This window comes from Paenibacillus sp. FSL R10-2748, assembly GCF_038005565.1.
GTDB classification, from domain to species: domain Bacteria; phylum Bacillota; class Bacilli; order Paenibacillales; family Paenibacillaceae; genus Paenibacillus; species Paenibacillus polymyxa_B.
On the sequence record NZ_JBBOTK010000006.1, the window covers coordinates 355,655 to 374,266 of the forward strand.

An 18,612-nucleotide genomic window follows, 5' to 3' on the forward strand; every position below is an offset into this window, starting at 1 on the left:
CTGTTTTCATAAGTTCATCGGCTCTATGGGCTATATTGCCATTAGCTCCAGTATTCGGCGCACTCCGTTACCATATTCATTATAAATACGATCAATTTACATGTTTTAGCCTGCCTTTAACTTATAATCAGTTGCAAACCGAAAACCTGAGACTAAGCTATTATAGCACACTCCGAACGCAAAGCATCCCCTTACGTCCTGAACAGGACATAGGGGGATGCAGGACAAATCGGGATTACTGAACGCCGCCTACTCGCCAGATGACATTATCTTCATCCTGACCGCTAACCGGCCACCACTTGAAGCCATCCTGCTCCAATAGCTTGTGAGCACCTTCCGGTCCCCATGAGCCTGCAGCATAGGTTTCCAGCGTATCCGGGGTCTGCTGCCATGCCTTGGCGATTCGATCGACGAATCCCCATGCCGTGGCAACCTCATCCCAACGCGTGAAGTACGTCGAATCACCCTCAATCGCATCCATCAGCAATCGTTCATAAGCCTCCGGTGAGTTGATACCCACCATACAGCTTTGGCAAAAATCCATAGCCAGCGGTTCAATATCTGATTCGGAACCAGGTTTCTTGGCATTAATTTTAATGTAAATGCCCTCCATTGGATTGACCCGAATCACGAGCAAGTTCGGTTCTAGCTTATGCTTTTGACCGAGATACACGTTCGTTGGCATGCTCTTAAATTCCACGACAATCTCCGTTGTTTTTACTGGGAGACGTTTGCCCGTACGAATATAGAACGGTACGCCAGCCCAACGGAAATTATCAACAAACACGCGTGAAGCAAAATAAGTCTCTGTGTTCGACTGTGGATCTACCTTGTCTTCTTGGCGATACCCCGGCAACTGCTGGCCGCGATAACTGCCTTCGGTGTATTGGCCACGTACCACATTGGTTTTCACATCCTCAGACGTTTCAAAAGGGCGCAGCGAACGCAGCACTTTTACCTTTTCATCACGGATATCCTCAGGCAACAAACGACTAGGTGGTTCCATCGCAATCATCGTTAGCATTTGCAACATATGGTTCTGTCCCATATCCCGCAAAGCGCCGGAATGATCGTAGTAACCTCCGCGTTCCTCCACCCCTACCGTTTCACTAAGCGTAATTTGCACATTGGCAATATGCTTATTATTCCACAGTGGTTCAAAGAAGGCGTTCGCGAAGCGGATCACCTCAATATTTTGTACCATTTCCTTACCAAGATAGTGATCAATCCGATAAATTTCTTCTTCGGCAAATACTTCTCGTATTTCAACGTTCAATTCTTGTGCAGATTCGAGGTTATAACCGAATGGCTTCTCAATTACTAGGCGATTCCAGCCTTTTCCATCCATCATGCCGCCATCTTTCAAGCTCTTCGACACGCTTCCGAATAATTCAGGAGCCAAGGCCAAATAAAACAACCGATTTCCCGGTATGTTAAACTTGCTTTCTATAGACTCCGTCTGCTGTCTCAGCTCATGGAACCCTTCGACATTGTTTATATCCAGCGATTTATATTCAAAATGCTCGGCAAATGCCTGCCATTCTTGATCATTTTCTGCTTTGTAGCGACTAAACTCCTGTATGGAAGCATACAGGTCATTACGGAATTCTTCCTCTGTGCGCGGACGCCTTGCTACACCAATAACGGCAAAATCTTCAGCAAGCTTGCCTTCGCGGTACAAGCTGTAAATAGCAGGAAAAAGCTTGCGACGAGCCAAATCGCCCGTAGCGCCAAAAATAAACAGAACTGCGCCTTGCGTCACAACAGATTCTTTAGCAGGTATGTCAGCCATGAAGTACCTCATTCTTCCCATGTCAAGATTCCGCAATCCACAATCCCCGAAATCCGCATGTAGTATTGTGTATATTTATACAAGATCATACTTGATTTTCGAAAAACATGGAACTAAAGATTTGATGATATTTTATCATATCCTACATGGATAAGCTATCCGATGAATCATAAATTTACCTTATAAGTCAGTATTCAATCGTGATGAGCGGGAAACCGAGCGTTATACGTGTATTCTGCTGCTCCCTATCTTCATGTACAGCCATCTGCATCTGGACCTGATGCTCACCGCTTTGAATCATTAACGGCAGCTCTGGAGCTTCATAGGATATAGCCACAGTAGTCGCATCCGTATATCTTTCTTTGGCCTGCATGGAGATGTTCTCTGCTAAGCTCGCCTCTGTCAGTTTCAACAGTTGATCTTTGGATTCCTTTGTATGCAGCGAACGCTGAAGGGCTGTGTTCCACTGCGCTTGAATCCCCATAGATTTTAATTGCTCAGCACAAAGTTTATGAAGCTGAATCAACCGCTCACGTCCTGCATTATTACTCTCCAGTTGAACAACTACATACCATTGTCCAGTTTGACGTTCCATCACATTTAAGCGGATTCTTAGATCCTCACTATGACGAACAGAACGATAAACCGTGTGTCCATTTTCTACGAGTTTGTTTACTGTGGGTATATTCAGCTGATCGGCTATCTGTGCCGCCACATCTGCCGGCTCTTCATGGTTAGAAATCCAATCGCCTTGCCACTTCACAACCAGCTTATCCAACGTACCCGGGGCCTGGTCCGAGATGATTAACAATGAACGTAAAGCCGTTTCTGCTTCGCGGGAATCATATCGGTTTGTCTGAAGGGTTCCGTAGCGCCAGCCAGCCAGTACCAGCACCGTTCCTAATACCAAAATTGCAATAATCCCTTTTTTAATCAGCTCTGCTTTTAACATTATCGTTCCCCCCGCTCCACAACCATCCGATTCCCACACCTACGCTCTGGTTACTTTCTTTTTCGGCTGGTTTGAAATCTATCAATCTATCAATAGCATTCCCTTTGTCAAAGGTTTTATACACACAGCTACGGCAAAGCCCTTCTAAAATATTCATCTGCCTACTGGGTGTTCGACCATACATCGTAGGCACCGTAAGAATAGACTATGATCACAATGCATCTTACACCAAAAGAGGTGAAATCATGTTTCCGATTTATCCTGTAAATGAAGCCAATGTGGCACCTCATGGTGGACGTCTGGTCTGTGCCGTTATGCGTGATGGTACACGACACATCGGCATCTTAAGTGGGTGTAGCAAAGGCAAGCTGATGTTGAACGGATATCCATCCTCCTTTCCTGGCAGTCTCTACGCCGGGAGCTACAGTAACAAAGGAAAACAATCCCCAAAAAAGAATTCCTCTAAAAAGAAAAAAAGGAATCCTAAAAACAAAGCTCGTACCTCTGCCAAACTAAATGCCTTAATTAAGCCGCCTAACGAACCTCTGAGTCCATCCTTTCCTTATGACGCAGGCGGATTTGCTGGAAATGGCAGACCAGGCTATCGCGGTGGGTACGGCGGATATGGATACGGGGCAGGGCTTGCACTAGATCTGGCTTTAATCGCCTTTTTATTCCTCCTGATCTAAACACCTTGTTATGGAATACAAAAAACCGGAGGACTATTGTCGTCTCCGGTTTTTTGTATTCGTTTATTCTACATTCTACTCTGCTAATCCGTTCTTATAGGCATAGATCGCCGCCTGTGTACGGTCTTCCACTCCTAATTTAGCGAGAAGGTTCGTGACATGGAATTTTACCGTCTTAATCCCGATAATCAGCTCATCTGCGATATCCTGATTAGACTTCCCTTGTGCCAACAGGCGAAGCACCTCCATCTCACGATCAGTCAGTTCCGTATGCGCGGGTGCCTCAGCCTGTGGCTGGCGAAATCGATTCATCATCTTGGAGGCCACCTGTGACTCTAGTACGGACTGTCCGCGTGCAGCTGCACGGATCGCATCCGCTATCTCGGAAGCACGAGACGTTTTGAGCAAATAGCTGAATGCCCCTGCCTCAATGACCGGATACATTTTCTCATCGTCCAAATAACTCGTCAGCACAATCACCTTTGTCTCTGGAAGCAGACGAGTTACTTGGCGTGTCGTTTCGATGCCATCCATGCCATCCATGACCAGATCCATCAAAATGACATTTGGCTTGTATTCGGAAGCCAACCGTATGCCTTCTTCTCCGCTTCCAGCCTCGCCGACCACTTCAATACCTTCTTCCGTCCCCAGCACCGCCGCAAGACCAATCCGTACCATTTCATGGTCGTCTACCAGCAGTACGCTAATCGGTAATTCCGTTTCCATGATCATCGTTCCTTCCGCTTTCATCATTAATAACTGGCACGGACACCTCGATCCGTGTTCCTTTTCCCGGTGCCGTTATATATTGAATAGCTCCCCCAATTTCACTGACCCGCTCCTGCATTGTGGATAATCCATATGAAGTCTGCTTTTTCTCATCCAGTTCAAAACCAATACCGTTATCCCGAATCGTCAGCCTGATGGAATCCGGGCGTTGCACGATACGAATTTCCATGCGGGTTGCTTTGGCATGACGCAATGTATTAGACATCGCTTCCTGAACAATACGAAACAAGTGGTTCTCAATGCCTTTAACCAACTGTACTCCGCTTTCAATCTCAAAATCAATCTCCATCGGTACCTTTGCCTGCAACTCCTGTACCAAATCACGCAAACCCTGCTCAAGCCGTTTTCCTTCCAGATAGACAGGCCGCAGATGAAGTAGTAACGCCCGCATTTCGGATTGTGCCACGGAAGACATTTCTTCAATTAGCGCAACTTGACGCTGCGCTTTATCAAAATCCTTATCCAGCGTCCTCCCCACAGCCGTCGCCGTCATTGAAATAGCAAATAATTGCTGTGATACGGCGTCATGCAACTCTCTGGCCAGCCGCTGCCGCTCCTCCACAATCGCAGTCATCCGTGCCTGTTCTGCCAACTGAGCATTATCCGTGGATAAGCGTTGTAAAGACGTAACTTGTTCCTGCCATTTACGCCCGATCCGTTCCAGCTGCTCTCCCAGCCTGCCAAGCTCATCATGCCCTAGGGGCGGCAACTCACGTGCAGGGGTTCCCTTTTCCCACATCAGCAACGTCTCTCTCAACATTTCCAATCTGCTTTTAAAGCGGTAGCTCTCATAAAATCCGTACATTGCCCCTGTACCAATCAACACCAGTATAACGGCTCCTGCAACTTTCAATATCATGCCCCAGGTTGGGAACGACTTCACATATCCATATGTATACAGCATATAAAAGACAACTACGCCCACAACAACACACAGGAGGATACCTTCACCCATACTGCGGGTTACCATGTTGGACGTTTTTTTATGATTCATCCCGGCTCCTCCTGATTCAATAAAATCGGACGCGGACATCGCCCGCCAAGTACGAAACGACAAACTTCACTTTATACTCACTCTGCTCAAAATGGGGAGACTTCCAAACCAGTCGATTGAGCATCCCCGCCTCATGATCCCGGTCAAACTGAATCTGTCCGAACAATACGAGCATCTCCACCTCTACACCGTAATTATCCGGTAACGTGATGTCAATGTCACCGAAGATCCCTTGTAGAAATATGACGGACTCACGTTCCTCTGGGAGAGCCAACGTCAGGTCAGCATCCACGTCCCCAACCACATGCCATATGCTTGTGCTGCGCAGACTCCAAGGCACTTCATCCCATTTATGATTGGATATAAAATTGTGCTTGAATATGGAGCTTTGACCTTTATGCAGCTTCCTTGAACGTGAATAGAATACAGCTAATGATGCTAGTGTAACTACCACAAACAGGAACAAATGATCCAGCACTAACAGTCCAGCACCAATCGCAAGCATCGTGTAACCTTTTTTGATTTTGGAATTACGGATCTTATATATTCCGGCCAACATTAGGATCAGTGCAACCACGGAGAGGAACCCAATCCACTGACCGAATAAAATGATAATCCCGATGCCAATTCCTGCCAGTGCCAAGGCTGATTTTTTTCTCTCCATGCTGCACCCCCTTTATGTTTATACAGGACGGAAAAGCCATAGTGGCGCGACATTCCGCCATATGGCTTTCCCGGACCATACAGATTGAGCACGATCATCGACCAATGTCCATTCCATACAGCATATCATAATGTCTTGTTTCCGAGTAGTCAGTCCTTCTTCATATCGACTGGTTTAGCACCTGTCTGAATTTTGGACTTAAGCTGTTGAAGCTGCTCATCCACTTTAAACTGTTTTTCAGCCTCAGCTGGATTAATATATGCTTCTCCTGGAGCTTGACGGTAAGGAGCACGCAGTACGTCAGCTTCAGCTTCCATTTGCATGATTTTTTCTTCCATACGGTGGAAGCCCAATGAAGCAGACCCACTTTCAATCGTGTGCAAACTATTGATTTGAGACATTTGCTTTTTGGCTTTCGCCATTTGAGCACGGGATACCAACTCATTGCGCTTGTTGCGCATTTTATAGAACTCATCTTTCATGTCGTGAAGCTGTTGTACTAATTCTTTTGCTTGAAGCTCAGCTTGTGTATGCAAGTCGCGGTATTCGTCCTGCTTTTGCACAAAATAAATCTTCTCTCCCAACAGCTTTCGTGCTACTTCTTCCTGACCATTTCGTAATGCGGATTCGGCTTGCTTCTCACGCTCATTGGATACACGTACCGCTTCCTCCAAACGCTGTTTCATACGTCGTTCATTCGCCATTTGCTTGGCAACCGTTACCTCAGCCTCGTGAATTTCCGCCTCCATATCGCGCAAATATTGATTCAACATAATAATCGGATCTTCCACTTTATCCAACACTTCATTCACCGATGCTCTTGTCATATCCTTCATTCTTTTAAAGATCCCCATTATTTACGATCTCCCTTCTCGAATTGCTCTACTTTTTTGCGTAACTCTGCCAATTCTTTTTTCATTGCCTTTTTCTCAATATCTTCCATCATGGAATCCAAGTCGTTGTTCTGACCTGTGTTAAATTTGGATGAGTTGCGGGCATCTTGACCAAAAAACGGGTTCGAATTGCCGTATGCGCCGCCCTGATTGTAACCAGTTCCCTGCCCATACTGCGATCTTGTATTGTTACTGCCATAATAGCGCGGGTCCTGTTGATTATAGGGTCCGCTGTCAGGGCCAAATCCTCCATCGAAAGGAGATCTCGGCTCCTTGGAGATAACCAGTGCCGCAATCACATAAATCATAAATGTGGTTCCTGCTGTAATAAAGAAACTGATCACAACCAGAATACGAATCCATGTTGAGTCCATTCCTGTTGCGTCAGAAAGACCGCCACATACACCTGTTATTACTCTATCCCGGCTTGATCTGTAAATTCGGGTCATTATCAATTTACTCCTTCCCGCTGTTGTTCAGCTTGCTTTTCAGTCTCTCCCACTCTTGTTCAAGCAACGATCCACCGCCTTGGGCATCCTGTACATGGTCGCCCTCACCCCGAAGTAAATCACGCAGACTCATCGTTTCTGCTTCCATATCGGCTACCCGGTCTTCCAAGCGGTTGAACATTCGGGGAACATTTCGTCCACCGTATGTACCAGCCCGTTCGTTCATTTGCTGCTGGAGTCTCAACGTCTGTACACGTGCCGCATAATACTGACGCTTGCTGTGTACCGTTTGATATTCTGTCTTTAACGTATCTAGCTGTTGTTCTAGCTCACGTAGTGATTCACGGCTCTGCTCCCACAGTTCTCTATACTGCTCTTCTTTTTCTGCATATAGCATTTTCTCCTGAAGGGCCAGCTTCGCGATATGTTCTTCATCAGCCTTCAAAGCCAGTAGCGCCTGTTCCTCCCGTTTGGTCTGCATGGACAATGCATGATCCAACTGCTGCTTCATCTGTCTTGTATGCATCGCATACTGTTGATGGAGTTTTTCCGCTTCGGCAATTTCCTGGCGGGTATTATACAAGAACTGGTCAATTAGTTGCACCGGGTCTTGGCTTTGTTCCAAATGCTCATTGAAGGTCGCTACCGTGATATCGCGCATTCTTCGAAAAACACTCATTTGCGTCTGCTCCTTTCACAATTCGTATTGCCATAATTTATCACTTCGTTGCTACAATCTTTTTTCATTCGCCAAACTGCTAAATCAGTAACGTCTTCTGCGGTCACTCAGCAGGGAAACACCAAATATGATCAACCCGATTGCCAGTAGCGGTCCCAGAAGCCAGGACAGTTTGCCAAGCAAAATCAGTACCCCGAGTACAAGTACGATCCAGCCGAAGAGCGCATTTCCTTTTTTCACACCGTAGTAGCCTAGCATGACCATAGCTATCGGAATTAAGTAACCAATCAGATGTCCTAAAAAGTGACCGAAAAACGGAGTAAACTTACCGAGCAGCATAATCGAACCCAACACGATCAGTACAATGGCTAACCCATTCCCTTTGTTAACTCTCATCATCTCTCACCGCCTTTCACTGTGTCTTGCTTATGTTCTTATTGTACGCTGACTTAGCGTTCGACAAAACGGACCCCAGACGGTTTTTGAACCTAGACCTAAGTCGGGGATGAATATAGACCTGCGGCTATCACCCTCTATGCTGTTCTGCTGCACGGGCTATCGAGTGTTGCTCACCCGCTTTCTTGGAGCGTAGTGACAGGACAAGACAAGCCAGTAACGCTATAGCTGCAACCATATAAGGCAGGTTAATATGAACATCGAACAACAGTCCTGCAATTAACGGTCCAATCACATTACCCAAGCTTGTATAGGATGAGTTCATTCCTGCCACAAAGCCTTGCTCATCTCCGGCCTGCCGGGATAGAGAAGTGCTTACTGCTGGACGAAGGATATCCATAGCCAGAAAAATGATAAAGGTCGTCAGCATAATCATCACATACTGTTCAGCAAATAGGGTTAGAAAAATGAAAACGCCCCCAATAGCCAAACAGAGGTGAATGACTTTTTTCTCTCCAAAACGATTAATGATCCATCCAAATATAGTTGCTTGGACAACTGCTCCCATAATGGAGCCTGTCGTTATAATGATGGCAATATCCATTGGTGTAAAACCATATTTATGGTCAACAAACAGTCCAAACACTGTTTCAAAGTTCGCTAACCCAAAAGCAACGACAAATACAATGAGTAAACCCATGAAATATGGAGATTGATATGACTTGGCAAATTGCTGCAAAAGATTTTCTTTTTGACGTGGAAGCTCTCTATTAAATTGTTGCTTTTCCTTGCTTAAAGACTCAGGCAGCACTAACAGAGACAAGATAGCCGCTATTCCCGCAGCTCCTGCTGCCGCAAAGAAGGGAATGCGTATTCCATATGTGGCAAGCAAACCGCCAATCCCTGGTCCTATTATGAAGCCTGTGTTGATCGCTGCATTGATCATTCCCATTCCCTTGCCTCTTTCCTCAAACGAGGTCACGTCAGCTACATAGGCCATAATAGAAGGAGTAAGCAATGCTGCCCCTGCTCCACCCATGATTCGTGCTATGAACAGGGTAGGAATGGAATTTGCCAGTCCAAAAACAAGCTCTGATAACATGAAGATGAACATCCCAGAAACAATCAACTTTTTACGTCCATAACGATCAGACAACTTTCCTGACAATGGTGATAACAAAAGCTGTGTCAACGCAAAAGCTGCAACCATCAGCCCCATCGAGGAACCATTCATCCCTAGCTCACTTATAAACTTAGGTAACACAGGGACAACTAAGCCAATCCCCATGAATGCCAAAAAAATGTTAAGCATCAATAACAGCATTGCTCCTCGATTTCTTGTGAGTATAGACATATTTCCACCCTTCCTTTTCCGTATCTCTTTATTCAACATCAGATAAACTTCATTATTCTTTTTCAAAAACAATTGAAACTAAAATTGTTTTATTAGTTTTCATATAAAAAAATGGCCTCTTCAAATATGCAGCATATTGTTGAGGCTATTTTTTTATTTTTCGACCAATCCGAACAACAGAATATCTACAATAGAATAAGTTGCTTCCTCTACCGTCACACTGTTATCCAGAAAGAAACGCTGATCAAGCGTTAAATTTACAGATTCAATAATAAGCTTCATGATCAGAGCCTCATTTTTGTTCACTATTATTCCTTCTCGAATGCCTTCCTGAATTAATCTTCTAATCGGAGACCAGTCATTTAAATCGGCATGTACCCTTTTCCATTGCTCAGGATAATACTTTTTCATCTGGTCCAATATTCTTAAATCGTAAAACTTATAATACAGAGGCATGACCCTAATCGACTGCTTAATCTTGTCTAACAAAGATAACTCATTATTTTCGATAATTTGCTCAGTTTTACGAATCATATCATCATTAGTACGCTCAATAAGTGTTTCTAAAATAAGCGTCTTAGACGAAAAATGTTCATACAACGTACGCTTACTAATGGCGAGTCTTTTCGCAAGATCATCCATCGTAAATTTCAAACCATTTTCATGAACTTCCTCTACAAAAGCCTCCAAAATTCTTTCCTGCATATTCGTCCTCATTTCTTTCGCGCTCAGTAAACTAGAAAAGTTTTTTCAGTACCATCATCTTACGATAAGATCAAAGCGCTGGTCAAATCCATGTTAACCTTGTTGCCAAAATCATGAATATATAATAAAAAGGATGATAAAATGCCTTTAAGCATTTTATCACCCTTTTGTGTATACCGGCGAGAGGACTCGAACCTCCACGGTTTCCCACTCGATACCGAATACAATCTTGATAATACCTTGTTTAATGAAGGAAAATAAGCGCTGCTCGTCGATTTCGACCCGCAAGGTAATCTGTCGATGTACTTTGGTATTGAGCAGCGGGATCAACTTCCGTAGCTATGGTCTGCGACAGGACTAACTCAGTTGCTCAGTATCAAGGAATTTAGAATACTTGTACAACTTCTTTAATATCATCAATTTCCTCAAGAATTGCGCGCTCAATAGCAACCTTTAACGTAATCGTAGCACTTGGGCAACCATTGCAAGCTCCCAAAAATCTTAATTTTGCTATACCGTTCTCAACTTCGACCAGTTCAGCATCTCCACCGTCACGCAGTAAGAAAGGACGTAGTTTGAGAAGAACTTCCGATACTTCATCGAATAAAACTCCATTTTCATCCATTATGTCAACTCCTCCCATTTTTTATCAACCGTCAATTCAGACCTTTTTTCACCCTAGATCGTCTGAGTGATCCTTTGCTTTTTGCCTAAGAGTGACCTCTTGATCCGAAAGTTCCCTTATAAGCGTATGAATAGAGTCTAAAGGTATCATCACACCACAACTTGCGCTCAATCCTGACAGCATATTGAAGCAGAACTGAAGTTTTCGTATCTCTCGGGTAATTTGAGCTAGTTCTGAATCGTCCGAATTATTTTTCTTCATTACTAGCACCTCTTTAAAGAATGATAAAGGTTTGATCTATTAAATTAATGAATCAACCGATGCTTCCTTCCATCTCAAATTGAATCAACCGATTCATTTCAACGGCATATTCCATTGGCAATTCTTTGGTAAACGGTTCAATAAAGCCCATTACAATCATTTGTGTAGCATCTTGTTCTGTAAGCCCGCGGCTCATTAAGTAAAACAATTGTTCCTCGGACACTTTGGATACTGTTGCCTCGTGCTCCAAAGTAATCTGATCGTTTTTAATTTCATTGTACGGAATCGTATCTGATGTTGACATGTTGTCCAATATCAACGTATCGCACTTAATATTGGACTTGGACCCTGCGGAATCGCGGCTGAAGCTGGACAACCCTCGGTAGTTTACTTTTCCGCCCTGCTTGCTGATGGATTTGGATATAATCGTAGATGTTGTCTCGGGAGCAAGGTGAATTACCTTCGCGCCAGCATCTTGATGCTGATCTTTACCGGCTACGGCAATAGACAGGATGGACCCCTTGGCTCCCCGTCCTTTCAATAATACTGCCGGATACTTCATTGTTACCTTGGAGCCGATGTTGCCGTCCACCCATTCCATTGTGGCATTTTCTTCTGCCACAGCCCTTTGGGTTACCAAGTTGTAGATATTAGGAGCCCAATTCTGAATGGTCGTGTAACGGACACGGGAATCTTTCCGGCAAATAATTTCAATAACTCCACTATGCAGAGAACTGGTACTATAAATAGGTGCTGTACATCCTTCAACATAATGGACAAAGCTGCCCTCTTCGGCAATAATTAATGTCCGCTCGAATTGACCCATATTTTCAGAATTAATACGGAAATAACCTTGTATAGGAACCTCGCACTGAACACCCTTCGGAATGTATACAAAGCTACCGCCTGACCAAACTGCACTATTAAGCGCCGCAAATTTATTGTCGGCAGGAGGGATGATCGTCCCAAAATGTTGCTTAAACACTTCGGGGTATTGCTTTAATGCACTATCCGTATCAAGGAAAATAACGCCCTGATCCTCCAGTTCTTTCCGCATGCTGTGATAAACTACTTCCGACTCATATTGAGCGGATACGCCCGCCAGGAACTTTTGCTCCGCTTCAGGGATTCCCAGCTTGTCAAAGGTTGCTTTGATCTCGGAAGGAACCTCCTCCCAGGTCTTTCCCTGTTTTTCAGAAGGGCGAACGTAATACTGGATGTCATCAAGATTTAGCCCGGTCAAATCCGCTCCCCATTCAGGCATCGGCATTTTGTAGAATTGATTCAAAGCTTTCAACCGAAAATTGAGCATCCACTCCGGCTCTTCCTTGATCCGGGAAATTTCCCGGACAATCTCTTCCGTCAGACCTTTTCCAGATTGAAAAATAGACTGGTGCTTGTCGCGAAACCCATATTTATATTCGCCCATATCTGGTGCTTTTTTAGCCATTAGTATCACTCCTTTTTAACCTTTCAAGATTCATTTTGATTTGCTATGATCTGCCGAGCTTGCTTTCCACTAAATCTTTTAGGCGACTGCGAACACCTTCCAGCGGGATCTCCGAAATGACAGGAGCGAGAAATCCAAAAATAACAAGATGTTCGGCTTCACTCCGTGATATCCCGCGCGACATCAGATAATAGATTTGCTCTGCATTTACTTGCCCCACGGATGCAGCATGACCCGCGGTTACATCATCCTCATCTATCAGCAGGATCGGATTGGCATCGCCGCGAGCTTTAGGACTTAGCATAAGCACGCGTTCTGTTTGCTGACCATCACAATGGGTTGCACCTTTTTCAATCTTTGTAATGCCGTTGATAATGGCCGTAGCTTCTTCAAGCATGACTGCACGCGTAATCATCTGGCTTACCGAGCTTCTGCCAAAATGCTGAGCTTGAGTTGTATAGCTCGATTTTCGATTGCCCGTGCCAATAGCAATCACCTTATTGTCGGAGACCGCCCCGTTGCCTTGTAGCAAAGTTTTGGTATCGCTGGCGGTATAACCATTGTTCATCTCACCAATAATCCATTCCACACCCCCATCAGCAAGAACGACCGCCCGTCGCTGGGTGAAATCTGTTGTAGTTGCAGCAAGCTGATGAACCGAAGCTACTTGCACCTTTGAGCCCGCCCCCGCGAAGACCTCCGTCACACCGTTATGCAATACCTTGACATCATCACCACTTGATACACAATTATCCACATAAGTGATCTTGCTGTTGCTCCCTGCCACAATTAAGACGTGAGGAGCAAAACACACACCGCTTGTATCGTTAAGAAAGATCGCTTGAATAGGTGCTTCAACCTCTACACCGTCTGGGACATATAGAAAAACGCCACCACTCCATAAGGCACTGTGTGCAGCAGATAAACGATGTTCTTCTGGCTTTACTGCCTGAAAGAGATAACGTTGAACCAGCTCCTCATGCTCTTTTGCCGCAGTATGCAGATCCGTTAAAATGACTCCCTGGGCGGCTAAGCTCTCGGACAATTTCGTATACACTACATCCGAGTTGAACTGAACGATTAGTCCGCCTTTCACCGGAGAAGCAACCAAACCTCGAACAACCTCCGGCGCTTCCTCCAAACTAGACCACGCATTCTCAGCCTTGTAATCTCCACTTTCGTAGATATCCCATTTTTCGAGATTGATTTTCTCCACTTTAGGCAACTCCAGCGTCCCTGCCAGTTCGAGTGCGTGAACGCGGCGTTCAATCAGCCAACGAGGTTCATCCTTAGCGCTTGACCATGCGCGTAAATCGTCCACATTCATTGAAACTCTAGCTTGTATATCCACGTGCTGTTCCTCCTCTCCGGCTTTTAAGCTTCCCTTACCGTCTCATCCGTAATCCCAAGTTCCTCCTTCACCCAATCGTACCCTTCAGCCTCCAAACGGTGGGCAAGCTCCGGACCGCCAGATTTAACTATCCGGCCTTGCATCATGACATGCACAAAATCCGGGGTAATATAATTCAACAGTCGTTGATAATGGGTGATGATTAAAAAGCCTCTATCCGGGCTGCGCATCTCATTTACGCCATTGGCCACAATACGCAGTGCATCAATATCAAGCCCTGAGTCCACTTCATCCAGGATCACAAACTTGGGTTCAAGTAGCATCATTTGCAAAATCTCATTCCGCTTTTTTTCACCGCCAGAGAATCCCTCATTCAAATAACGATGCACAAATTCCGGGTTCATCTCCAGCCCCTTCATTTTGCTCTCCATTTCACGGATAAAACGGATTAAGGATATCTCATCGCCTTCTTCACGCCGTGCATTGATGGCACTTCTGAGAAAGTCCGAGTTGGTCACGCCAGCAATTTCACTTGGGTATTGCATAGCGAGGAACAAGCCTGCCTGGGCACGCTCATCCACCTCCATCTCCAGAAGGTCTTCATTGTCCAATGTCACCTTACCGCCAGTAACCTCATATTTGGGATGGCCCATTAAAGCTGAAGCTAATGTACTTTTTCCCGTCCCATTAGGCCCCATAATCGCATGAATCTCTCCGCCATGAATCTCCAGTGTGAGCCCTTTTAAAATTTCTTTCCCTTCAATCTTGGATCTTAATTCCTCAATCTTTAATGTCGTCATTTATCGTAAACTTCCCTTCGGAGTATTCTTCGGCACGCGCCACCAAATCACTCATAAATTTTCCAATAGTCTGCAGCTCAACCTCTGAATAGGATTCAATGAATTGGTAAAACCTTTCTTCTTTTTCTTTGTGCAGTTCTTTATGCAAATGATAAACGTGTCTTCCCTTATCCGTTAAACTAAAGTAAATCTCCTTACGATTGCTGTTCAGTTGACTTCTCATAATGAAGCCCATTTCCAGCAGCTTTGCACTAATTTTAGTAATGCTAGCTTTGGACAACCCCATCTTCTCCACAATCCCGGTATGATTTATCGGTTCATAATCACCAATGCAATCAATAACGTGTACACTAGTAATATTGTTGGAGAGCATGTCAATCTGGTACTTTCTGGCCTGTTGCCGAAACGAGTTAAATTCTTGTTCAGTATACAGCTCATTCAGATGTAGCATTTTAATATATTGCTCGTAAAGATGACCTTTAAAATGATTTTGAAACTCCAATTTCCCAATCTCCCCTCTCTTGTAGTAGTTGCAGACCAAGTTCAGTGTCACCATTAGATTATTTTTTGTTCACAAGTGAACAAAATTATATTAACACAATTGATATTGATAATCAATATCAATTGTGTTAAATGTGACGCAATTTTGGAGGCGCTTTTCATGGGTTTGTTGTCATTGTCATCGGCCTCATGCTGTGTTTTGACTAGGGCACGTCCCGGAAATGGTTTTGCCTACCTCTGATCAATTCGGCAGCACCCGGATGGATATGGTAACCGAAGCCAAGTCCAATACCGTTGCCTATGAACGTCATGGTACACCTGCCACAGACCGGGGTCGCTACCGTAAAAAGAGGACAAAGGTGGTGCTTGGCCGAGCTGTTTTAAAGCCGTACCGCAGCGTTTGAGTACGCTATCGTGAGCATGTATGGCAATGAATAATCCGTCAGTTACCTGTGTCTGGATATGTTATGGGGCCAAAGAGTATACCAAAAACTGTGGTTTTTGCTGGTGAATCCGAACAGGCGATGCCCCATTCTAGCCAGCACCGATCTGACACTGGAGGCGACCTAGATCATCGAACTTTATACCGCCCGGTTCAAAATCAAATGCACCTTCTGGGCGCTAAAGCAATCCATCGGCGGATTCAGCTACCACTTTTGTAGCAAATCCATTCCGAAGCTCAACCGGTATTTGAAAAAGGATCGGGTTCACCCTCTGGAGTTGTTGGAAGAGGAGAAAGCGCAACGGGACATCCGCCTAACTGTAAAGATGAGAATGGTAAACGATAACCAAAATGGATCCCTACGGGGCTTAAGATAAAAGGAACCAAGAAAAGAGCCGAAATCTTGCTTCAGGAAGCCAGGAAGAATTATCATATGGAAGGACAAGCACTCGCGGTTGAAAACGAAGATATGCTGTAAGAGTAAAAGCGGCTACTCCATCCGGTAATAGCAAAAGGCTGTTCGCAGACTTTATGCTTCAATGGCTAGAGATGATGAAAAACAGTATCGGGCTTATCTCCTATATCTCCTATTCCGACACTGTAAAAGGCCGCGTAGATCCTTTTTCCGAGAGAAAGGGATGTATTGCTTGATGATTTAACTACAGAGGATTTTCAGACCTTGTATACCCATGAAATGAATGTGCAAGGTGTCAGCGCCAATACCGTTATTCATTACCACGCGAACATTTGCAGAGCCCTTCAGTATGCCGTGAAAATAAAGCTGATTGTGGCGAATCTCCCTGACTTAGTTGAAAGCCCAAAAAAGAACAATTACGTCGTGAGCTTCTACAATGCCGAGGAGCTGAATCAACTCCTCGCAGTAATTCGAGGCGAAAGAATTGAACTTTTCGTTATCCTGGCTGCCTTTTATGGGCTAAGCCGAAGCGAGGTCGTAGGATTAAAATGGTCGTCTATTGATTTATTGAATTGGACTATTAATATTAAACATACCGCCACATCGGGCAATTTGAATGGTAGATATATTGAAATTGAAAAGGACCGAACCAAGAATAAAGCCAGTCGCCGTATACTGCCACTGGTGGACACGTTCTATGAGCTTCTGATTCGTATGAAGGAATAACAGAAATCCTATCGCTTATCTTCTGACAATTCTTATTGTCTTGAATACCTGGAGTATATTTATGTAGATGTATTAGGGGTAAGCATGAAAGAAGTTCAGGAATGGTTAGGCCACAGCGATTATGCAACAACGGCAAATATTTATTCGCATTTCGAATACAACTCAAAGGTGTCTTCAGCTCAAGCAATGAGTGGGGTACTAAAGCTCAAATAAAAAAAGCCCACTAGAGATTATCTCTAATGAACTCTTTTAGTTAATACCGGCGAGAGGACTCGAACCTCCACGGTTTCCCACTCGATTTTGAGTCGAGCGCGTCTGCCATTCCGCCACGCCGGCATATTCAATTATGGAGGCGCCACCCAGATTTGAACTGGGGAATAAAGCTTTTGCAGAGCTTTGCCTTACCACTTGGCTATGGCGCCAGAGTGTAACAAAGCGGACGACGGGAATCGAACCCGCGACCCTCGCCTTGGCAAGGCGATGCTCTACCGCTGAGCCACGTCCGCATAAAGATGGCTGGGGATATAGGATTTGAACCTATGCATGACGGAGTCAAAGTCCGTTGCCTTACCGCTTGGCTAATCCCCAATAAGTAAAGGGCGGCCGATGGGGCTTGAACCCACGAATGCCGGAGTCACAGTCCGGTGCGTTAACCACTTCGCCACGACCGCCGCAAGTAATGAATAATTGGCAGGGGCAGCAGGAATTGAACCCACACCAACGGTTTTGGAGACCGTTGTTCTACCTTTAAACTATGCCCCTATAAAACTGGTGGAGGATGATGGATTCGAACCACCGAACCCGTAAGGGAGCAGATTTACAGTCTGATGCGTTTGGCCACTTCGCTAATCCTCCAAAAATGGTGCCGGCGAGAGGACTTGAACCCCCAACCTACTGATTACAAGTCAGTTGCTCTACCAGTTGAGCTACACCGGCACATAAAATATTCAATTAAAAGTGGCTCGGGACGGAATCGAACCGCCGACACGAGGATTTTCAGTCCTCTGCTCTACCGACTGAGCTACCGAGCCTTATTATAAGGCTCTTCATTAAACGTTGTATTACTAATGGCGGAACTGACGGGATTCGAACCCGCGATCTCCTGCGTGACAGGCAGGCATGTTAGGCCTCTACACCACAGTTCCATAATAAATTTTAATTGGTTGCGGGGGCAGGATTTGAACCTGCGACCTTCGGGTTATGAGCCCGACGAGCTACCGAACTGCTCCACCCCGCGACAATAATAAATATTTAATTTTCAAATGGTGGAGGCTGAGGGGCTCGAACCCCCGACCCTCTGCTTGTAAGGCAGATGCTCTCCCAGCTGAGCTAAGCCTCCACAATTAAGCACTTCTCATATTATACCATAATGAACTTTTTATTGCAAGTTCTTTTATGATATTTTTATGACCCGTAGGGGATTCGAACCCCTGTTACCTCCGTGAAAGGGAGGTGTCTTAACCCCTTGACCAACGGGCCATGCAATAAAATAATTATGGCGGAGAGAGAGGGATTCGAACCCTCGAGACGCTTTTGGCGCCTACACGATTTCCAATCGTGCTCCTTCGGCCAACTCGGACACCTCTCCATATGGCTCCCCGAACAGGACTCGAACCTGTGACAACTCGATTAACAGTCGAGTGCTCTACCAACTGAGCTATCAGGGAATATTAATCATAAAGCTC

Annotated in this window: 19 protein-coding genes and 15 tRNA genes; 3 read left to right on the top strand and 31 right to left on the bottom strand. The window is 45.1% G+C overall.

Translation table 11 applies throughout. From position 1 onward, the window contains the following. Positions 1-235: 235 nt before the first annotated feature. Both zwf and NSS66_RS19810 read right to left on the bottom strand, forming a co-directional pair. The gene (gene zwf / locus NSS66_RS19805; RefSeq protein ID WP_023990232.1) at positions 236-1,792 is read right to left on the bottom strand and encodes a glucose-6-phosphate dehydrogenase; all 1,557 of its coding nucleotides are present in this window, start codon (positions 1,790-1,792) and stop codon (positions 236-238) included. A 187-nt stretch (positions 1,793-1,979) separates the two neighbouring features. After that, positions 1,980-2,744 (bottom strand): YwmB family TATA-box binding protein, encoded by a 765-nt coding sequence (locus tag NSS66_RS19810; RefSeq protein ID WP_028541400.1) that lies wholly within the window; start codon positions 2,742-2,744, stop codon positions 1,980-1,982. A 245-nt stretch (positions 2,745-2,989) separates the two neighbouring features. Here NSS66_RS19810 and NSS66_RS19815 point away from each other — a divergent pair, with 245 nt between their 5' ends. Next, complete coding sequence (locus tag NSS66_RS19815; RefSeq protein WP_023990234.1) at positions 2,990-3,433, top strand: hypothetical protein; 444 nt, start codon at positions 2,990-2,992, stop codon at positions 3,431-3,433. Between the two features lie 75 nt (positions 3,434-3,508). On the opposite strand, the gene NSS66_RS19820 is transcribed toward NSS66_RS19815, so the two are convergent. The 14 genes from NSS66_RS19820 to NSS66_RS19885 all read right to left on the bottom strand — a co-directional run bounded on the left by NSS66_RS19820 (position 3,509) and on the right by NSS66_RS19885 (position 15,345). Beyond that, positions 3,509-4,159, bottom strand: coding sequence for a response regulator (locus NSS66_RS19820; RefSeq protein WP_013372995.1), 651 nt, complete (start codon positions 4,157-4,159; stop codon positions 3,509-3,511). Continuing rightward, a complete protein-coding gene (locus tag NSS66_RS19825; RefSeq protein WP_023990236.1) occupies positions 4,137-5,216 on the bottom strand; it encodes a sensor histidine kinase in 1,080 nt (359 codons plus the stop codon). Before NSS66_RS19825 ends, NSS66_RS19820 begins: the two co-directional genes overlap by 23 nt. A gap of 16 nt (positions 5,217-5,232) precedes the next feature. Continuing rightward, positions 5,233-5,880: a cell wall-active antibiotics response protein LiaF gene (gene liaF / locus NSS66_RS19830; RefSeq protein ID WP_023990237.1), complete on the bottom strand. Its 648-nt coding sequence runs from the start codon at positions 5,878-5,880 to the stop codon at positions 5,233-5,235. Positions 5,881-6,029: 149 nt separating this feature from the next. Beyond that, positions 6,030-6,734 carry a PspA/IM30 family protein gene (locus NSS66_RS19835; RefSeq protein WP_023990238.1) on the bottom strand — a complete coding sequence of 235 codons (705 nt, stop codon included), beginning with the start codon at positions 6,732-6,734 and terminating at the stop codon, positions 6,030-6,032. Continuing rightward, on the bottom strand, positions 6,734-7,222 hold the full coding sequence (locus tag NSS66_RS19840) for a PspC domain-containing protein (RefSeq protein ID WP_023990239.1): 489 nt from the start codon (positions 7,220-7,222) through the stop codon (positions 6,734-6,736). The genes NSS66_RS19835 and NSS66_RS19840 overlap by 1 nt, the downstream gene beginning before the upstream one ends. 7 nt (positions 7,223-7,229) lie before the next feature. Continuing rightward, positions 7,230-7,901 (bottom strand): PspA/IM30 family protein, encoded by a 672-nt coding sequence (locus tag NSS66_RS19845; RefSeq protein ID WP_340959608.1) that lies wholly within the window; start codon positions 7,899-7,901, stop codon positions 7,230-7,232. An 84-nt stretch (positions 7,902-7,985) separates the two neighbouring features. After that, positions 7,986-8,297: a LiaF transmembrane domain-containing protein gene (locus NSS66_RS19850; protein ID WP_013311898.1), complete on the bottom strand. Its 312-nt coding sequence runs from the start codon at positions 8,295-8,297 to the stop codon at positions 7,986-7,988. Positions 8,298-8,427: 130 nt separating this feature from the next. Further along, positions 8,428-9,690 (bottom strand): MFS transporter, encoded by a 1,263-nt coding sequence (locus tag NSS66_RS19855; protein ID WP_340959609.1) that lies wholly within the window; start codon positions 9,688-9,690, stop codon positions 8,428-8,430. Between the two features lie 114 nt (positions 9,691-9,804). Further along, positions 9,805-10,356, bottom strand: a complete 552-nt coding sequence (locus NSS66_RS19860; protein ID WP_340959610.1) for a TetR/AcrR family transcriptional regulator — start codon at positions 10,354-10,356, stop codon at positions 9,805-9,807. 385 nt (positions 10,357-10,741) lie between these two features. Further along, entirely contained in the window at positions 10,742-10,981 is a 240-nt protein-coding gene (locus tag NSS66_RS19865) for a NifU family protein (protein ID WP_013373004.1), read from the bottom strand. Between the two features lie 313 nt (positions 10,982-11,294). Then, positions 11,295-12,692 (bottom strand): Fe-S cluster assembly protein SufB, encoded by a 1,398-nt coding sequence (sufB, locus tag NSS66_RS19870; RefSeq protein WP_023990245.1) that lies wholly within the window; start codon positions 12,690-12,692, stop codon positions 11,295-11,297. Between the two features lie 43 nt (positions 12,693-12,735). Continuing rightward, positions 12,736-14,043 (bottom strand): Fe-S cluster assembly protein SufD, encoded by a 1,308-nt coding sequence (gene sufD / locus NSS66_RS19875; RefSeq protein WP_371263099.1) that lies wholly within the window; start codon positions 14,041-14,043, stop codon positions 12,736-12,738. Positions 14,044-14,066: 23 nt separating this feature from the next. Then, positions 14,067-14,843 carry a Fe-S cluster assembly ATPase SufC gene (sufC, locus tag NSS66_RS19880; protein ID WP_023990247.1) on the bottom strand — a complete coding sequence of 259 codons (777 nt, stop codon included), beginning with the start codon at positions 14,841-14,843 and terminating at the stop codon, positions 14,067-14,069. Next, a complete protein-coding gene (locus tag NSS66_RS19885) occupies positions 14,824-15,345 on the bottom strand; it encodes a MarR family transcriptional regulator (RefSeq protein WP_023990248.1) in 522 nt (173 codons plus the stop codon). Before NSS66_RS19885 ends, sufC begins: the two co-directional genes overlap by 20 nt. 220 nt (positions 15,346-15,565) lie before the next feature. Here NSS66_RS19885 and NSS66_RS19890 point away from each other — a divergent pair, with 220 nt between their 5' ends. Together NSS66_RS19890 and NSS66_RS19895 are read left to right on the top strand one after the other, a co-directional pair. Beyond that, positions 15,566-15,748 (top strand): hypothetical protein, encoded by a 183-nt coding sequence (locus NSS66_RS19890; RefSeq protein ID WP_023990249.1) that lies wholly within the window; start codon positions 15,566-15,568, stop codon positions 15,746-15,748. Between the two features lie 681 nt (positions 15,749-16,429). Further along, the gene (locus tag NSS66_RS19895) at positions 16,430-16,927 is read left to right on the top strand and encodes a tyrosine-type recombinase/integrase (RefSeq protein WP_340959611.1); all 498 of its coding nucleotides are present in this window, start codon (positions 16,430-16,432) and stop codon (positions 16,925-16,927) included. Between the two features lie 257 nt (positions 16,928-17,184). Here NSS66_RS19895 and NSS66_RS19900 read toward each other — a convergent pair. The 15 genes from NSS66_RS19900 to NSS66_RS19970 all read right to left on the bottom strand — a co-directional run bounded on the left by NSS66_RS19900 (position 17,185) and on the right by NSS66_RS19970 (position 18,594). Next, a tRNA-Leu gene (locus NSS66_RS19900) sits at positions 17,185-17,263 on the bottom strand. A gap of 11 nt (positions 17,264-17,274) precedes the next feature. After that, positions 17,275-17,349 (bottom strand) — tRNA-Cys (locus NSS66_RS19905). 12 nt (positions 17,350-17,361) lie between these two features. Further along, positions 17,362-17,433, bottom strand: a tRNA-Gly gene (locus NSS66_RS19910). A gap of 7 nt (positions 17,434-17,440) precedes the next feature. After that, positions 17,441-17,515, bottom strand: a tRNA-Gln gene (locus NSS66_RS19915). A gap of 10 nt (positions 17,516-17,525) precedes the next feature. Next, positions 17,526-17,598 (bottom strand) — tRNA-His (locus tag NSS66_RS19920). Between the two features lie 17 nt (positions 17,599-17,615). Next, a tRNA-Trp gene (locus NSS66_RS19925) sits at positions 17,616-17,689 on the bottom strand. A 7-nt stretch (positions 17,690-17,696) separates the two neighbouring features. Next, positions 17,697-17,782 (bottom strand) — tRNA-Tyr (locus tag NSS66_RS19930). 5 nt (positions 17,783-17,787) lie between these two features. Beyond that, positions 17,788-17,863: transfer RNA gene (locus NSS66_RS19935), tRNA-Thr, on the bottom strand. 22 nt (positions 17,864-17,885) lie between these two features. After that, a tRNA-Phe gene (locus NSS66_RS19940) sits at positions 17,886-17,958 on the bottom strand. 37 nt (positions 17,959-17,995) lie between these two features. Then, a tRNA-Asp gene (locus tag NSS66_RS19945) sits at positions 17,996-18,072 on the bottom strand. 15 nt (positions 18,073-18,087) lie between these two features. After that, positions 18,088-18,164 (bottom strand) — tRNA-Met (locus NSS66_RS19950). Between the two features lie 26 nt (positions 18,165-18,190). After that, a tRNA-Val gene (locus tag NSS66_RS19955) sits at positions 18,191-18,266 on the bottom strand. 68 nt (positions 18,267-18,334) lie between these two features. Beyond that, positions 18,335-18,406: transfer RNA gene (locus tag NSS66_RS19960), tRNA-Glu, on the bottom strand. A 17-nt stretch (positions 18,407-18,423) separates the two neighbouring features. Next, positions 18,424-18,515, bottom strand: a tRNA-Ser gene (locus NSS66_RS19965). 3 nt (positions 18,516-18,518) lie between these two features. Beyond that, positions 18,519-18,594, bottom strand: a tRNA-Asn gene (locus NSS66_RS19970). Positions 18,595-18,612 lie beyond the last annotated feature (18 nt).

Coding starts and splice junctions, on each gene's coding strand:
- zwf (WP_023990232.1), bottom strand. CDS start 1,792: ATGGCTGACATACCTGCTAAAGAATCTGTTGTGACGCAAGGCGCAGTT.
- NSS66_RS19810 (WP_028541400.1), bottom strand. CDS start 2,744: ATGTTAAAAGCAGAGCTGATTAAAAAAGGGATTATTGCAATTTTGGTA.
- NSS66_RS19815 (WP_023990234.1), top strand. CDS start 2,990: ATGTTTCCGATTTATCCTGTAAATGAAGCCAATGTGGCACCTCATGGT.
- NSS66_RS19820 (WP_013372995.1), bottom strand. CDS start 4,159: ATGGAAACGGAATTACCGATTAGCGTACTGCTGGTAGACGACCATGAA.
- NSS66_RS19825 (WP_023990236.1), bottom strand. CDS start 5,216: ATGAATCATAAAAAAACGTCCAACATGGTAACCCGCAGTATGGGTGAA.
- liaF (WP_023990237.1), bottom strand. CDS start 5,880: ATGGAGAGAAAAAAATCAGCCTTGGCACTGGCAGGAATTGGCATCGGG.
- NSS66_RS19835 (WP_023990238.1), bottom strand. CDS start 6,734: ATGGGGATCTTTAAAAGAATGAAGGATATGACAAGAGCATCGGTGAAT.
- NSS66_RS19840 (WP_023990239.1), bottom strand. CDS start 7,222: ATGACCCGAATTTACAGATCAAGCCGGGATAGAGTAATAACAGGTGTA.
- NSS66_RS19845 (WP_340959608.1), bottom strand. CDS start 7,901: ATGAGTGTTTTTCGAAGAATGCGCGATATCACGGTAGCGACCTTCAAT.
- NSS66_RS19850 (WP_013311898.1), bottom strand. CDS start 8,297: ATGAGAGTTAACAAAGGGAATGGGTTAGCCATTGTACTGATCGTGTTG.
- NSS66_RS19855 (WP_340959609.1), bottom strand. CDS start 9,690: ATGTTGAATAAAGAGATACGGAAAAGGAAGGGTGGAAATATGTCTATA.
- NSS66_RS19860 (WP_340959610.1), bottom strand. CDS start 10,356: ATGCAGGAAAGAATTTTGGAGGCTTTTGTAGAGGAAGTTCATGAAAAT.
- NSS66_RS19865 (WP_013373004.1), bottom strand. CDS start 10,981: ATGGATGAAAATGGAGTTTTATTCGATGAAGTATCGGAAGTTCTTCTC.
- sufB (WP_023990245.1), bottom strand. CDS start 12,692: ATGGCTAAAAAAGCACCAGATATGGGCGAATATAAATATGGGTTTCGC.
- sufC (WP_023990247.1), bottom strand. CDS start 14,843: ATGACGACATTAAAGATTGAGGAATTAAGATCCAAGATTGAAGGGAAA.
- NSS66_RS19890 (WP_023990249.1), top strand. CDS start 15,566: ATGGTTTTGCCTACCTCTGATCAATTCGGCAGCACCCGGATGGATATG.